Raw genomic sequence first — 13,031 nt, forward strand, 5'->3', positions numbered from 1 at the left:
CAAGGGGCGAACTTAAGTGCCAAATAACGAACGTGAATCTTTCGTAGCTGTTCAAAAAAATGGGGATGGCGATTTAACAAGCTTCCAGACCTCTACAGGACGAGTGCTGGCGTATGACCAAGCCCTGCAAGAAGTACAGGCCGGAAATATTGCCGGAGTGAACGCTTTTAAAGGTAAGGATGGAGAAACTTATATTCGCGGAGATGCGGATGGAGATCCAACTAACAATCTGGATAATTTGCCGACATTTTCATAGTTCAACACGAAAAGCCGTACATACGTCAACAGACGTTTATGTACGGCTTTTTTTTGTAAAGATCAGAGTTTATAGTTCACATGCTGCTCTAAAAATTCCATCTCTCCTGTAAGTCCGACGAAATCTGGTTGTTCATCGCTATAATGCATGAGCTTGATCCGCTCGCGAACATCTTTAGGCAGAGACATCAGCTCTTCCAGCGTGGTGTGAACAACGCCTGTTCCACCTAGTTGGCAGTCATGCAGGATGATCCGGATCCCGCGCTCCCGCACAAGGCTAATCAGTAGATCCGGCTGAAAGGTCATGTCCGCACTATAAAAAATCTCGTTGTTTATTAGAAGGGAATAACTGTTTTTCCCGGGAATATGCGGTGTTTGTATGATCTCTAATGAAAGAGTAGGAGAGAGCTTGTAGGTATTTTCAGGCTGCATGGGCTTAACATCGAAGATATCAGATAAGGAAGATACAGCATCTTCTTGGTATAAACCTCCCTTTAACGTATTGTTCCACAAGGGCTCTATAAGTGTCTCCGGAAGAAGTAAGGTCATTTTTTTACCGTGCACATGCTTTAAGGTTAGCGCAAGCTCTTCCAGCCCTCCAACATGATCTGCATGAATATGTGTAATGAGCGTAGCATTTACGTCACTAAAGGATTTTTCAAGTCTATGCATGGCAAGCGGGGCTGTTATCCCGCAATCAATCAGCAGGGTGTAATTTTCATCTAGCAGCAAGCCATTGTTGTTAAAATATTTTTTCGCAAAAGCATTGCCTGTTCCTAGCATTTGTAGGCTTAGACTCATAAGAAAGAACCCTCCTGAAATCGGTTATAGCTAATGTTCCTACTTCGAATAAGACCATAATATCATTTTTCGCAAGATCAATGAAATATTTACCTGAAATCAGCGCAACTTGCTGAAACAAAGTAAGTATATATTAACAGCATGAATTATCTGGAGGGTCTCAAATGAATAGATGGAAAAAAATCACTTTGTGCGTGTTTGCTTTTTCCTTAATGGGTGGCTCATTATTATTCGCCGATTCCGTTAATCAGAAAATTAGAGTATGGAGCAACGGAAAAGAAATTGTAGACGGCGGTTATCTAATTGATGGAAAAACGTACATTCCTGCTAGAGAAACAGGCGGGGTTGTTACTTGGGACGGTTCTGGGAAAGTTACGATCCTTAAACCTAATGTCCATATTGTACTTTTTAAAGGGGATACGGTTTTTGGCAATGTCAATGTAGGCAAGCTGAAAATAAAGATATTAACTCAGGTAGATAGTCTGACCGAAGAGATTTCAGCTGTGAAAGTGGCCATGACAGATCCGTCTGGAAACGTTAAGGATATTCAGTCACAGGTGCTTGAAGGCTCGCAGAAGGATAATTTCTGGTTTCCAACCTCGGAGTTTACTTATGATTTTAAAGAAGCGGGCAAATACCGGGTAGGCTTCTATATTAAGCCCTCCAAAAATGCCGATTACGTACTTGTGTCGGAGAAGGTAATAACAGCGTTAAATTAGGTGTTCTAAATTGACCTGAACTAATCTAACGTGGTACGATACCAGATGTAGGATAATACAATTCAAAGTGAGGTATTACAATGAGCGATCACAAACATGAGCATGGTGAAGCATGCGGTTGCGGGCATGATCACGACCATGAGCACGAGGAGTTTGTGCTGACCTTGACGAACGAGCAGGGCGAAGATGTGGAAATGGTGCTTGTAGAAACGTTCGACATAGGCGAGAAATTATATGCTCTGTTGTTAGAGCGCGAGAATCCAGAAGCAGACGGCATTATTCTGCGTATGGAAGAAGAAGACGAAGAAATGGTATTGTATAATATCGAAGATGAAGAAGAATGGAAAGCTGTTGAAGAAGCTTACAACAATCTGCTTGCTCAGCAAGAATAGATTCTAGCGACTAAACTTAAGCTGTTCTATGTGAATGGAACAGTTGATGCTTATATACAGAAACCCGATACTCATTATGGTATCGGGTTTTTGTATAAATGATTTAAGTTTTTAAGGAAAAAGATAGATCTTAGGATATAGGATCGGCTTCAACAATCACCTTAACATTAGTGATGCTGCGGTCCTCAGGCCCTTTAACCGGCAGGCCGATTTCGACGTGGTCGATAATGTAGTCGATATTATCCTGAGTAATGACTTCGCCAGGGAGGAGAATCGGTATTCCCGGTGGATATACATAGATAAACTCTGCAATGATGTACCCAGCAGATTCGCGGAACGGAACTAACTGAGTGTCAGCATAAAAAGCATCTCTTGGAATTAAAGCAAGCTGCGGGATTTCTGGAACCTGAACCTTCAGTTCATAGATTTCACCCTTGCTATAATGGATAGCGGATAGCACCCGTAAAGCAGCTAATAATTTATCTACTGATTCTTGAGTATCACCTGGGGTAATAAGGCAAAGAATATTATACATGTCACTCAGTTCAACTTCGATGTTGTATTTCTCACGCAGCCAGTTTTCGGTTTCGTAACCAGTGATCCCTAAATGGCGAACGTGAATGTTAAGTTTGGTTGGATCTAGATCGAAAGTTGCTTCTGTTCCAAGTATTTCTTTACCAAAGCTGTACAAGCCTTCGATAGTGTTAATGGTCTCGCGTGCGTAGTTGGACAATTGGATGGTTCTTTCCGCCATTTCATGTCCGTTCAGCGCGAGATTGCGTCTAGATGTATCGAGAGACGCTAATAAAATATATGAGGTTGATGTTGTAGTCAGCATGCTCATAATGGTCTGCACCCGTTGTGGGTTAATCAGCCCAGTCTTCGCATTTAGATTCAGTACCGAGCTTTGCGTCATGGAACCACCAAGCTTATGCACACTAGTGGCAGCTATGTCCGCACCGGCCTGCATGGCCGATACCGGCAGATCCTCATGAAAATGAATCAGTACTCCATGTGCCTCGTCCACCAGAACGGGTACCCCGTAACGGTGAGCCAGGTCGACAATCGAACGCAGGTCGGCACATACGCCGAAGTACGTTGGATTGATAACTAGAACTCCTTTAGCGTCTGGATGACGCTTTAACGCTCGTTCCAGCGCACTGGTGGTTATGCCGTGATCTATCCCGAGATTCTCATCCTGTACAGGCGAGACGAACACAGGCTTGGCTCCGGAGAAGATAATGGCCGACATTACGGATTTATGAATGTTACGCGGCACAATTATTTTTTCACCCGGTGAGCAGACAGAGAGGATCATCGTCATGATGGCATTGCTCGTGCCCTGTACGCTAAAATACGTATAGTCGGCGCCGAAAGCCTTCGCAGCCAGCTTTTGAGCCTCTTGGATTACGCCAGTTGGCTGATGTAGATCATCAAGCGGTGCGATGTTGATTAGATCTATGGATAGAGCGTTATCGCCGATAAACTCACGGAATTCGGCATCGGTTCCTAGCCCCTTCTTATGCCCGGGAATATGAAATTGAACTGGATTGCCGGCGGCATGCTTTTTTAGAGCTGTGAAGAGGGGAGTACGGTGTTGATTCATTTAATGCTGTCACAACCTTTCGCGAATAGTTAATTTTTAAGGCAAGCATCAGTATAACAAAACAATCTTCAGAATACTAGGATTTGGATGTGATAGAATGTCCACGAAAGCTGAACAACGGATGAATATTAGTTTAGCATCACCATTTATTATTGAGATGTGGGTAATTATTTTTTTAGTTGAATTTGTTAAAGGTTCGCTGCTTGTTGCTTTATTGCCAGTGTATATGGAGAACATACTGGGGCTGTCGGTGACAGTAGTGGGATTCGCTTTTGCCCTACAGTATTTGGGGGACAACGTCTTCCGCAGCCCTTCAGGCTGGGTTATGGAGCGCATAGGGTTCCGCTGGACGATGACAAGTGCATTGCTGCTGATTTTAGTAGCCATTGGTTTGATCATCTATGCCAAAACGGCCGTTGCGTTATCCATCGCCTGTCTCATTCTTGGGATCGGGACCTCACCGCTTTGGCCATGTGTGATGACCGGGATTACCGAGCTGGCCGGATCAACCAAAAGCGGCAGCAGTGGTGCGGCCATGGGCGCTGTTGAGATGGCTTCTCTAGCAGGAACAGGAATCGGTCCAATTGTTGTGAACTTTTTAATGGATCAGGGTGGACAAAGCTATCACGTAGCTTTTCTAGTCTTGTTAGGTTGTGCTGCCGCTGTAGTTGTAGTAGCCCTTTTCTTACCTAAACGAATCTCTTCTAGCGGGTCTCATGCTGTCGTGAGGGACATGCATGGACTTGGTGGAGCAATGGAGCGTAAAAAGCTTAGTCCGTTAGAAAGTATAAAAAGAACGCTGCATCAGGTGAGAACTACGCTGAAAGTCAGCAGATGGCTGTACCCGGCGTTGTTCCTACAGGCCTTCGCCATTGGCTTGATGACACCTGTAGTTACCTTGTTCGCACGTACAGAGCTGCATGTTAGTCCCAATCAATTCAGTTTGCTCCTCATTGCAGGGGGAGGGATTACAGTTCTTGCACTTATTCCCGCAGGTAAGCTGGTGGACCGTATAGGGACAACGGTGTTTCTGAATACAGGTTTTTTGTTAGCTGCCTTTTCGCTGGCCTTTTTCTCTCAGGTTCGCTGGCTGCCACTTGCCTTTATCGCGGTGGCACTGGTCGGTATAAGCTACGCGCTTATCCTCCCGGCATGGAATGCCTTTCTGGCTAAGCAAGTACCTAAGGGAGAACGAGGGACGGTCTGGGGGCTGTTCCTGACACTCCAAGGCTCAGGAATGGTAGCGGGGCCAGTATTGTCAGGTAGATTATGGGATCATGTAGGACATGGTGTCCCATTCCTGGCAAGTGCTATTGTAATGCTGATGCTCTTCGGGCTGCATCTGCTTATCGTGCATAGAACGAAACAGAAATTTAAGACTAGCTGAGGAAAAAAAGCCGCTGATAACCGGAGAATGATCCGGTAAATCAGCGGCTTTTTAGAAAATTAGAAGGATATACGATATAACGGAAGTAAGTTTCGAAGGTCTTCTGTATGACACTGTGCAGCTGAAGGACTAGAACGTTTATGCTCCAAAAGGACTAAAAGGCATTAAAATTCTCGATCAGCGTTTGGAGAAAGGCTGTTGCGGGTAAAAATAGTCAATAAACCAAGTTACCGCTACATAAACTGAAGTATAAAATAAGATTAAGACGAACGCAAAAAGGAAGTTAACTCAAGAAGAGGTCCGGCAGCCATGATTACTCTGGAATTGAACTAATGAAGGTTGGCTTTACAGATGTGAAGCTGTTAGGGGGGAGTGCCGTGAACAAAAACGACGAGGTGGAGTATTGTAACCTGGAACTGCGGTTCGACAGACAGCATATCCAGGACCTGATCAAGGATTTGATTCAAGAAGGTTATTCCCTATATTGGAGCGAGAATGAACAGGTCTTTGTGATTTCGGTCCGTACGGGTCGTAAGTTAGTGAAATTGCGGTTTCAAAGGATTAAAGACGGCTATAAGCTTGTGGGCGATTATATGATCCGTGATGCTCGCTTGTCAGAGTGGATGGAGAAATTAATTGGGGATATGCGCGGGCATGCAATCGTTAAACGTTTCCGGGATCGGCAGATTATTATTGAAAATATTTTGTTTGGCGAAGTGATTCGCCTAGTTGAAATTTCTGGTTATCAGCAGCGTGTGTTATATCAGAAGGGACCTATGCTCACAGATGAGGAGCTGACAAGACTCTTTTATTCTATTGAAGGGGAAGAACGGGTTCGCCAGCGGAGAATTGAAGTGGATGAACAGTTGGATCGGTTAAATGATGCACTAAAAGCTGGAGATACGGTTCGCGCGGACAAATGTCGAGCTGAGCTTGCCTTTTTGACCAAGGAATTGTTTATGTTAGAATGGTAAGCAAGTGCCGCAAATGTTCTTTCAAGGCACCCCGTTCATCGGGGTGTCTTATATTTGTATTGGAACTTGCAGACAGGGGTTCACTTCTGACGTTAAAAACGTTAAAATAGTCATTGTGATCATTTCTTAGACTGAATTTGTCAATGAAATTGATCTCTATTCGCAGGGCAGGCTTTGCTGTCTCTGATAAAGGGTGGTATTCTTATACTGCGAGAAATGGATTTCACAAAAATATAGGGTGCAAAGGGTGGAGGACCAGATGGCAAAACAACAAATCGGCGTTATTGGCTTGGCGGTAATGGGCAAGAATTTGGCTCTAAATATCGAAAGCAAAGGTTTTTCCGTATCCGTATTCAACCGCTCCCCGGAGAAGACACATGATCTTCTTGCTGAAGCGGAAGGTAAAAACCTCGTAGGCACATTTTCCGTTGAGGAATTTGTAGCTTCGCTGGAAACACCGCGCAAAATTCTGATCATGGTTCAAGCTGGTAAAGCTACTGATGCTACCATCGAGCAACTGCTGCCGCATCTTGATCAAGGCGACATCATTATCGACGGAGGGAATGCTTACTTCCCTGATACAGTTCGTCGTAGTAAAGAGCTGGAAGAAAAAGGTTTCCGTTTTATCGGTACTGGAGTTTCCGGTGGTGAAGAAGGTGCTCTTAAAGGTCCTTCGATTATGCCAGGTGGTCAAGAAAGTGCGTATAAACTTGTAGAGCCTATCCTAACGGCAATCTCAGCCAAAGTTGACGGAGAGCCTTGCTGTACATATATCGGACCTGACGGTGCAGGACACTATGTTAAAATGGTGCACAACGGTATCGAATATGGTGATATGCAATTGATCTGCGAAGCTTATCAGTTGTTGAAAGATGTTCTAGGTCTGGATGCAAAAGAACTTCACAATATTTTCAAAGAGTGGAACAGCGGCGAGCTCGACAGCTACCTGATCGAGATCACTACTGATATCTTTGCTCAATATGACGAAGAAACCGGCAAACCTATGGTTGACGTTATCCTTGATTCCGCTGGCCAAAAGGGTACTGGTAAATGGACAAGCCAAAGCTCACTAGATCTTGGTGTACCTCTGTCCATGATTACCGAATCCGTATTCTCCCGCTTCCTGTCTGCTATGAAGGATGAGCGCGTAGAAGCAAGCAAAGTGCTTAACGGACCAGAAGCAACAACATTTGAAGGTGACAAAGCCGAATTCATCGAGAACGTGCGTAAAGCATTGTTCGCGAGCAAAATCGTATCCTACGCGCAAGGTTTCGCTCAACTTCGCGTAGCTTCCGACGAATATGGTTGGGATCTGAAATATGGCGAGCTGGCTAAAATCTGGCGCGGCGGCTGCATTATCCGTTCCCGTTTCCTACAAAATATCACAGATGCTTATGAGAACAATGCAGAGCTTAAGAATCTGCTTCTTGATCCTTTCTTCAAGAATGTTATGGACAATTACCAATCTGCATGGCGTAAAGTCATTGCTTCTGCGGTAACTTTGGGTGTTCCAGTTCCTGGATTCTCCAGCGCATTGGCTTACTATGACAGCTACCGTACAGAACGTTTGCCTGCTAACTTGCTTCAGGCTCAACGTGATTACTTTGGCGCTCACACCTTCAAACGTGTGGACAAAGAAGGCGTCTTCCACCACAACTGGATGGCAGCGGAATAATCTAATTGACGGTATGACAAGCGGCCCGGACGGCTTCACCAGAAATGGGGAGCCTTTCGGGTCTTTTTTTACTGGAAGAAGCGGATTGTCTAATGTTTTGACCCTGTGTTATGATATGACAAATATCGCGGTTGGAGGATAGTCATGGCTGGGGATACAGAAGAACTAAAAACGATGAGTCAGGAAGATAAGAACAAAAACATTATTTTAGTAGGAATGATGGCGACTGGTAAGTCAACTGTTGGTGCTATTTTGGCCGAGGAGCTGGGCTATGAGCTGGTTGATTTGGATCATGTCATTATTGAGACTGAAGGCAGAAGCATTGCAGAAATCTTCGCAGAAGATGGTGAGGAATACTTTCGAAGCGTAGAAACTGCGGTTCTAAAGCAAATGCTAGAGTCTGAGAATAAATTAATATCCACTGGTGGAGGCGCGGTATTGGCGCCGGGAAATACAGCCTTAATGCTGAGTAAAGGGCATGTAGTTGCGCTAACGGCAACTGAGGAAGAGATTATTGCACGTGTTAGCGGGGATGAGAATCGTCCGCTGCTCGCCGGCAATGCAGAAGAACGGGTCAGACGAATCATGGAAGATCGCCAGGATGCATACCTATTCGCGCATTACACGGTCGATACAACGGGACTGACTGCGGCAGAAGTGTCGCAACATATTTTAATGCATTACCGCGGTTGAGCTTTTAAGAGAGTGTCTCATTCCATTCAATCATACCGCCGCTAAGGTTCGTAGCGTTATAACCAAATTGCTGTAGATATTCGCAGACACGTTGGCTGCGTGCACCGGAACGGCAAATGAAGATCACTTTGGCATCGCTTGGAATATCCTCTGTACGGTGTGGAATTTCTCCCATAGGGATATGTTGTGCACCGGGAATCATCCCAAAGGCCACCTCTTCGTCTTCGCGAACATCGATGAGTACAAGGTCTTCGCCTGTCTCTATACACTGCCGTAATTCTTGCGGTGTGATTTGTGGTACATTATGCATGGGTTTGACCTCTTTTCATCAGAAGAATGGTTTAATGATAACACAAGAACAGAATACCCTGTCAAACGAGCATTACATACCCACTACATCTACTAAGGAGAGTTTATATTATGGACGTTATTGTTAGGCCAACGCCATCTCTACAAGGAGAATTTGGAGCCCTCTCTTCCAAAAACTATACGACACGTTATCTGCTGGTTGCGGCATTGTCTGAAGGAGTAAGTACGATTTATCATCCTGCACATAGTGAGGATAGCGACGCGATCCGCCGCTGCATAGCAGATTTGGGTGCTGTGCTTACAGAAGATGAGGAAAAGATTGTGATTCAAGGCTTCGGACGTCACCCAAAAGACGTTAAAGAACTTAATGTAGGAAATGCCGGAGCAGTACTGCGTTTTCTTATGGCTGTGGCCGCGTTAAGTCCTGAGGTTACTTTTGTAAATACGTATCCAGACTCATTGGGCAAACGCCCGCATGACGACTTGATTGTGTCGTTGGAACAGCTAGGTGTTCAGGTGGAGCATAATGAAGGGAAACTGCCGATCACGATCCGTGGGGGTAAACCGGTTGGAGGCAGAATTACTGTCTCTGGTGCAGTAAGCTCCCAGTTCTTAAGTGCTCTACTGTTTCTGACACCATTGCTTGAAGAAGATAGTGAAATTATTGTCCTCGATGATTTGAAATCGAAGGTTGTCGTGGGCCAGACCTTGGAAGTGTTGGAGCAGGCAGGTATTGTGGTGCACGCCGCGGATGATTACATGTCCTTTAAAGTTCCAGGTCGTCAAGCTTATGCAGCTAAATCATATACTGTTCAAGGTGACTACCCAGGCTCTGCGGCAATCCTTGCGGCGGCTGCAGTTACAAAGTCGGATGTGAAAATTCACCGTCTTGCAGAACAAAGTAAACAAGGTGAAAGAGCCATTGTTGATGTACTGCGGATGATGGAAGTTCCTCTTACACATGAAGAGGGTACAGTACATGTCCAAGGGAACGGTATCCTAAAAGCTGTTGAATTCGATGGAGATGCTGCAACAGATGCGGTACTGGCCATGGTGGCTGCTGCAGTATTTGCAGAAGGTACCTCCCGATTCTACAATGTTGAGAATTTGCGCTATAAGGAATGTGATCGCATTACCGATTACTTGGCAGAGTTAACCCGTGCCGGAGCCAAGGTAGAAGAACGCCGCGATGAGATTATTGTTCACGGCATGCCCGAAGGTGTCGAAGGCGGAGTCACCATTAATGCGCATTATGATCACCGCGTAATTATGGCACTATCCGTAGTAGGCTTGCGTGCGCGTCAACCTCTTTTGATTAAGGATGCACATCATGTGGCAAAATCTTATCCGCAATATTTTGATCACTTGCGTGCGCTTGGTGCGAATGTGGAGTGGGTACAATAGGAATAAGGGAGCTAGCGTATCTAGCTTCAGTTAAACAAGGATCATTAAGTGTAATTATGGAAAGGGGCACTACTTATGAGCTTTGAGAATCCAAGTCGGGAGCAGATCGGAGATATTCTTGCTTCCGCAGGTAACATTGCTGTTGTCGGCTTATCAGACAAAACAGATCGTACCTCTTATATGGTCGCGGGCGCCATGCAAAGCCGGGGATATCGGATCATCCCCGTTAACCCAACGGTGGACGGGGAGATCCTGGGTGAAAAGTGTTATCACACTTTAGCTGAAATTCCAGATCGAGTGGACATCGTCAATGTATTCCGTCGAAGCGAACACTGCGCAAAGGTCGCGCAGGAGGCAGCTGACATTGGCGCACGTGTGCTGTGGCTCCAGCAGGGTATAGTTAGCGCGGAAGCCGCTGAAATTGCCGCTGAGCACGGTATGATCGCCATTATGGACCGCTGCATCAAGGTCGAAGAAGCGATCACAATGCATGGTCGTAGCCGGCAGTAGGTTCGGTTATATAACTGTTAAACTAAACACCGAGTTAAATGTGTAGTGATTATAGTTAGCGTTGACCAACGGACGTAACAAGGAAATGACGAAGAACGAACTAGCTGGCGAAGAACGAACTAACTGGTGAAGAACGAACTAGCTGGTGAAGAATGAGCAAACTGGTGAAGAACGAACTAACTGGTGATAAACGAACTAGCTGGTGAAGAGCGAACAAACTGGCGAAGAACAAACTAGCTGGTGAAGAACGAACTAGCTGGTGATAAACGAACTAGTTGGTGATAAACGAACTAGCTGGTGATAAACGAACTAGCTGGTGAAGAACGAACAAACTGTTGAAGAATGAGCAAACTGGTGAAGAACGAACTAGCTGGCGAAGAATGAACGGGCTGGTGATGAACGAACTAACTGTTGAAGAATGAGCAAACTGGCGAAGAACGAACTAACTGGCGAGAACGAGCAAAGGTGAAATAAACTAACTAGGTTTAAATTTATGATGCTGTGGCTAATGCAAACTTAGATGATTAAGTTTAGCCAAAATAAGTGGTATTGTGTAACGCATGGTGCGATTTCTAATGCAAATCGCCTGTTGAGCTAGTTATAATGAGATTAGACGAAGAACGTCCTTTAACCGCTTTTTGCGGTGAAGGGCGTTTTTTTATTTTGTAGGGGAGGCTATAGGTTATGGAGTTTGAAGAAGCGCATGGTTTGTTTATCGACCAGCATATGAAATCAAGAACAGGTGAAAGAAGAGGGAGGCTGGTTAGAGGACATAATTTTGCGGAAAAGCTATTTTTGCAGAATGTATGGTGGCCTATGTTTGAGGCCCTAGACGATTTGCATCCAGAATACGAAGTATATGACTGGAATCGCAAATCACAATTTCTGGACTTTGCTTATCTTCCACAGACGGGCAGCAGCTTTGGGATCGAGTGTGATGGATATCAAAGCCATGTGAAAGATATGGACCGCGAGAAATTCAACTATTCAGTAAATCGGGACACTTTTTTGACTGGGATGGGCTGGAGGATGATTCATTTTTCTTTTGATGATATCCAGCAACGTCCCGAGGTCTGCCGGATGCTGTTGCAACTGGTGCTGGCGCCTTACTTGGCGCGTAAATCTGCTAGCGTAGCTATTTTATCTGAGGAAAAAGAGGTTCTGCGTTTCGCTTGGCGTCTGGGGAGACCGGTACGTCCAAAGGATGTGGCCATGCATTTCTGCATTAATTTCCGTACGGCGCGTCGATTGCTGCAATCATTAAGTGAGAAGGGGTTGTTAAAGCCGTTTAATCAGGGAGAAAGAATTCGGTATTATGAGGTGAAGGTTCTCAGACCAGATCAAATGTGGTAAGAGGATCTTTAGAGGCTGCGCAAAGGAATAATTGCACTTTATACAACTAAATCGTCGAAATAGCTATCTAAATGGGAAATAGTTGTACTTTGTACACTTAAAACACCTCAAAGATTAGGTTAAGTGGAAAATCACTAAAAATAGTTGTATGAAGTGCAGTTAAAAAGGTGCTCAGAGTAACGTCGATATAAATAGTTGTACAAAGTACACTTAAACTCAGGTGGAATTCCTAACTGTGAGTTTAGGGTGTTAGAGCTAGTTAGTGTGGGAGAAAAGTTCGATGTTATGAAGCGAATGCTCTGAGATCAGTTCAGTTCAGACCAGACCAGACCAGACCAGACCAAATCAAATCAAATCAAATCAGATTAAATCAGACCAAATCATACCTGATCTGATCAGACCAGGTATGCTAGGGACATCTATAGGATAGCTGCGCAAGGGAATAATTGCACTTTATACAACTAAATTGCCGAAATAGCTACCTAAATGCGAAATAGTTGTACTTTGTACACTTAAAACGCCTCAAAGATTAGATGAAGTGGGAAATCACTAAAAATAGTTGTATGAAGTGCAGTTAAAAAGGTGCTCAGAGTAACGCCGATATAAATAGTTGTACAAAGTACACTTAAACTCAGGTGGAATTCCTAACTGTGAGTTTAGGGTGTTGGAGCTAGTTAGTGGGGGAGAAAAGTTCGATGTTATGAAGCGAATGCTCTGAGATCAGACCAGACCAAATCAAATCAGATTAAATCATACCAAATCATACCAAATCATACCTGATCTGATCGGACCAGGTATGCTAGGGACATCTATAGGACAGCTGCGCAAGGGAATAATTGCACTTTATACAACTAAATCGTCGAAATAGCTATCTAAATGCGAAATAGTTGCACTTTGTACACTTAAAACGCCTCAAAGATTAGATGAAGTGGAAAATCACTAAAAATAGTTGT

The 13,031-nt window shown here is 44.6% G+C and carries 13 protein-coding genes; 10 read left to right on the plus strand and 3 right to left on the minus strand.

The annotated features are described in order from the left end of the window. The first annotated feature begins 16 nt into the window (after positions 1-16). Positions 17-256, plus strand: coding sequence for a DUF3892 domain-containing protein (locus MHH46_RS12195; protein ID WP_036686113.1), 240 nt, complete (start codon positions 17-19; stop codon positions 254-256). Between the two features lie 62 nt (positions 257-318). Here MHH46_RS12195 and MHH46_RS12200 read toward each other — a convergent pair whose 3' ends face one another. Beyond that, positions 319-1,056, minus strand: coding sequence for an MBL fold metallo-hydrolase (locus tag MHH46_RS12200; RefSeq protein WP_076129115.1), 738 nt, complete (start codon positions 1,054-1,056; stop codon positions 319-321). Positions 1,057-1,220: 164 nt separating this feature from the next. On the opposite strand from MHH46_RS12200, the gene MHH46_RS12205 reads away from it, so the two are divergent. Further along, the gene (locus tag MHH46_RS12205; RefSeq protein WP_036686116.1) at positions 1,221-1,775 is read left to right on the plus strand and encodes a copper amine oxidase; all 555 of its coding nucleotides are present in this window, start codon (positions 1,221-1,223) and stop codon (positions 1,773-1,775) included. A gap of 80 nt (positions 1,776-1,855) precedes the next feature. Next, entirely contained in the window at positions 1,856-2,167 is a 312-nt protein-coding gene (locus MHH46_RS12210) for a DUF1292 domain-containing protein (protein ID WP_036686118.1), read from the plus strand. 130 nt (positions 2,168-2,297) lie between these two features. On the opposite strand, the gene MHH46_RS12215 is transcribed toward MHH46_RS12210, so the two are convergent. Further along, entirely contained in the window at positions 2,298-3,773 is a 1,476-nt protein-coding gene (locus MHH46_RS12215) for an aminotransferase class I/II-fold pyridoxal phosphate-dependent enzyme (protein ID WP_036686120.1), read from the minus strand. 97 nt (positions 3,774-3,870) lie between these two features. Here MHH46_RS12215 and MHH46_RS12220 point away from each other — a divergent pair, with 97 nt between their 5' ends. The 4 genes from MHH46_RS12220 (at position 3,871) to MHH46_RS12235 (ending at position 8,502) form a co-directional block, all read left to right on the plus strand. Then, entirely contained in the window at positions 3,871-5,160 is a 1,290-nt protein-coding gene (locus MHH46_RS12220; protein WP_076189859.1) for an MFS transporter, read from the plus strand. 377 nt (positions 5,161-5,537) lie between these two features. Then, on the plus strand, positions 5,538-6,134 hold the full coding sequence (locus MHH46_RS12225) for a hypothetical protein (RefSeq protein ID WP_036686566.1): 597 nt from the start codon (positions 5,538-5,540) through the stop codon (positions 6,132-6,134). A gap of 259 nt (positions 6,135-6,393) precedes the next feature. Then, positions 6,394-7,809 (plus strand): NADP-dependent phosphogluconate dehydrogenase, encoded by a 1,416-nt coding sequence (gene gndA, locus MHH46_RS12230; protein ID WP_038570246.1) that lies wholly within the window; start codon positions 6,394-6,396, stop codon positions 7,807-7,809. 144 nt (positions 7,810-7,953) lie between these two features. After that, complete coding sequence (locus tag MHH46_RS12235) at positions 7,954-8,502, plus strand: shikimate kinase (protein ID WP_235219530.1); 549 nt, start codon at positions 7,954-7,956, stop codon at positions 8,500-8,502. A 4-nt stretch (positions 8,503-8,506) separates the two neighbouring features. On the opposite strand, the gene MHH46_RS12240 is transcribed toward MHH46_RS12235, so the two are convergent. Continuing rightward, positions 8,507-8,812: a rhodanese-like domain-containing protein gene (locus tag MHH46_RS12240; protein WP_076129117.1), complete on the minus strand. Its 306-nt coding sequence runs from the start codon at positions 8,810-8,812 to the stop codon at positions 8,507-8,509. Positions 8,813-8,922: 110 nt separating this feature from the next. Between MHH46_RS12240 and aroA the strand changes: the two genes are divergently transcribed. From aroA to MHH46_RS12255, 3 genes are all read left to right on the plus strand, one after another. Beyond that, positions 8,923-10,215 (plus strand): 3-phosphoshikimate 1-carboxyvinyltransferase, encoded by a 1,293-nt coding sequence (gene aroA / locus MHH46_RS12245; protein WP_076129118.1) that lies wholly within the window; start codon positions 8,923-8,925, stop codon positions 10,213-10,215. 75 nt (positions 10,216-10,290) lie between these two features. Next, positions 10,291-10,725, plus strand: coding sequence for a CoA-binding protein (locus MHH46_RS12250; protein WP_076129119.1), 435 nt, complete (start codon positions 10,291-10,293; stop codon positions 10,723-10,725). A gap of 684 nt (positions 10,726-11,409) precedes the next feature. Beyond that, positions 11,410-12,078, plus strand: coding sequence for a hypothetical protein (locus tag MHH46_RS12255; protein ID WP_076129120.1), 669 nt, complete (start codon positions 11,410-11,412; stop codon positions 12,076-12,078). Positions 12,079-13,031 lie beyond the last annotated feature (953 nt).

The organism is Paenibacillus sp. FSL H8-0175, from assembly GCF_045040615.1.
GTDB lineage: Bacteria > Bacillota > Bacilli > Paenibacillales > Paenibacillaceae > Paenibacillus_AQ > Paenibacillus_AQ odorifer.

What these genes read in the sequence shown, in the direction of transcription:
- MHH46_RS12240 (WP_076129117.1), bottom strand. Translation starts at nt 8,812, where the DNA reads ATGCATAATGTACCACAAATCACACCGCAAGAATTACGGCAGTGTATA.
- MHH46_RS12210 (WP_036686118.1), top strand. Translation starts at nt 1,856, where the DNA reads ATGAGCGATCACAAACATGAGCATGGTGAAGCATGCGGTTGCGGGCAT.
- MHH46_RS12220 (WP_076189859.1), top strand. Translation starts at nt 3,871, where the DNA reads ATGTCCACGAAAGCTGAACAACGGATGAATATTAGTTTAGCATCACCA.
- MHH46_RS12235 (WP_235219530.1), top strand. Translation starts at nt 7,954, where the DNA reads ATGGCTGGGGATACAGAAGAACTAAAAACGATGAGTCAGGAAGATAAG.
- MHH46_RS12250 (WP_076129119.1), top strand. Translation starts at nt 10,291, where the DNA reads ATGAGCTTTGAGAATCCAAGTCGGGAGCAGATCGGAGATATTCTTGCT.
- MHH46_RS12205 (WP_036686116.1), top strand. Translation starts at nt 1,221, where the DNA reads ATGAATAGATGGAAAAAAATCACTTTGTGCGTGTTTGCTTTTTCCTTA.
- gndA (WP_038570246.1), top strand. Translation starts at nt 6,394, where the DNA reads ATGGCAAAACAACAAATCGGCGTTATTGGCTTGGCGGTAATGGGCAAG.
- MHH46_RS12215 (WP_036686120.1), bottom strand. Translation starts at nt 3,773, where the DNA reads ATGAATCAACACCGTACTCCCCTCTTCACAGCTCTAAAAAAGCATGCC.
- aroA (WP_076129118.1), top strand. Translation starts at nt 8,923, where the DNA reads ATGGACGTTATTGTTAGGCCAACGCCATCTCTACAAGGAGAATTTGGA.
- MHH46_RS12255 (WP_076129120.1), top strand. Translation starts at nt 11,410, where the DNA reads ATGGAGTTTGAAGAAGCGCATGGTTTGTTTATCGACCAGCATATGAAA.
- MHH46_RS12200 (WP_076129115.1), bottom strand. Translation starts at nt 1,056, where the DNA reads ATGAGTCTAAGCCTACAAATGCTAGGAACAGGCAATGCTTTTGCGAAA.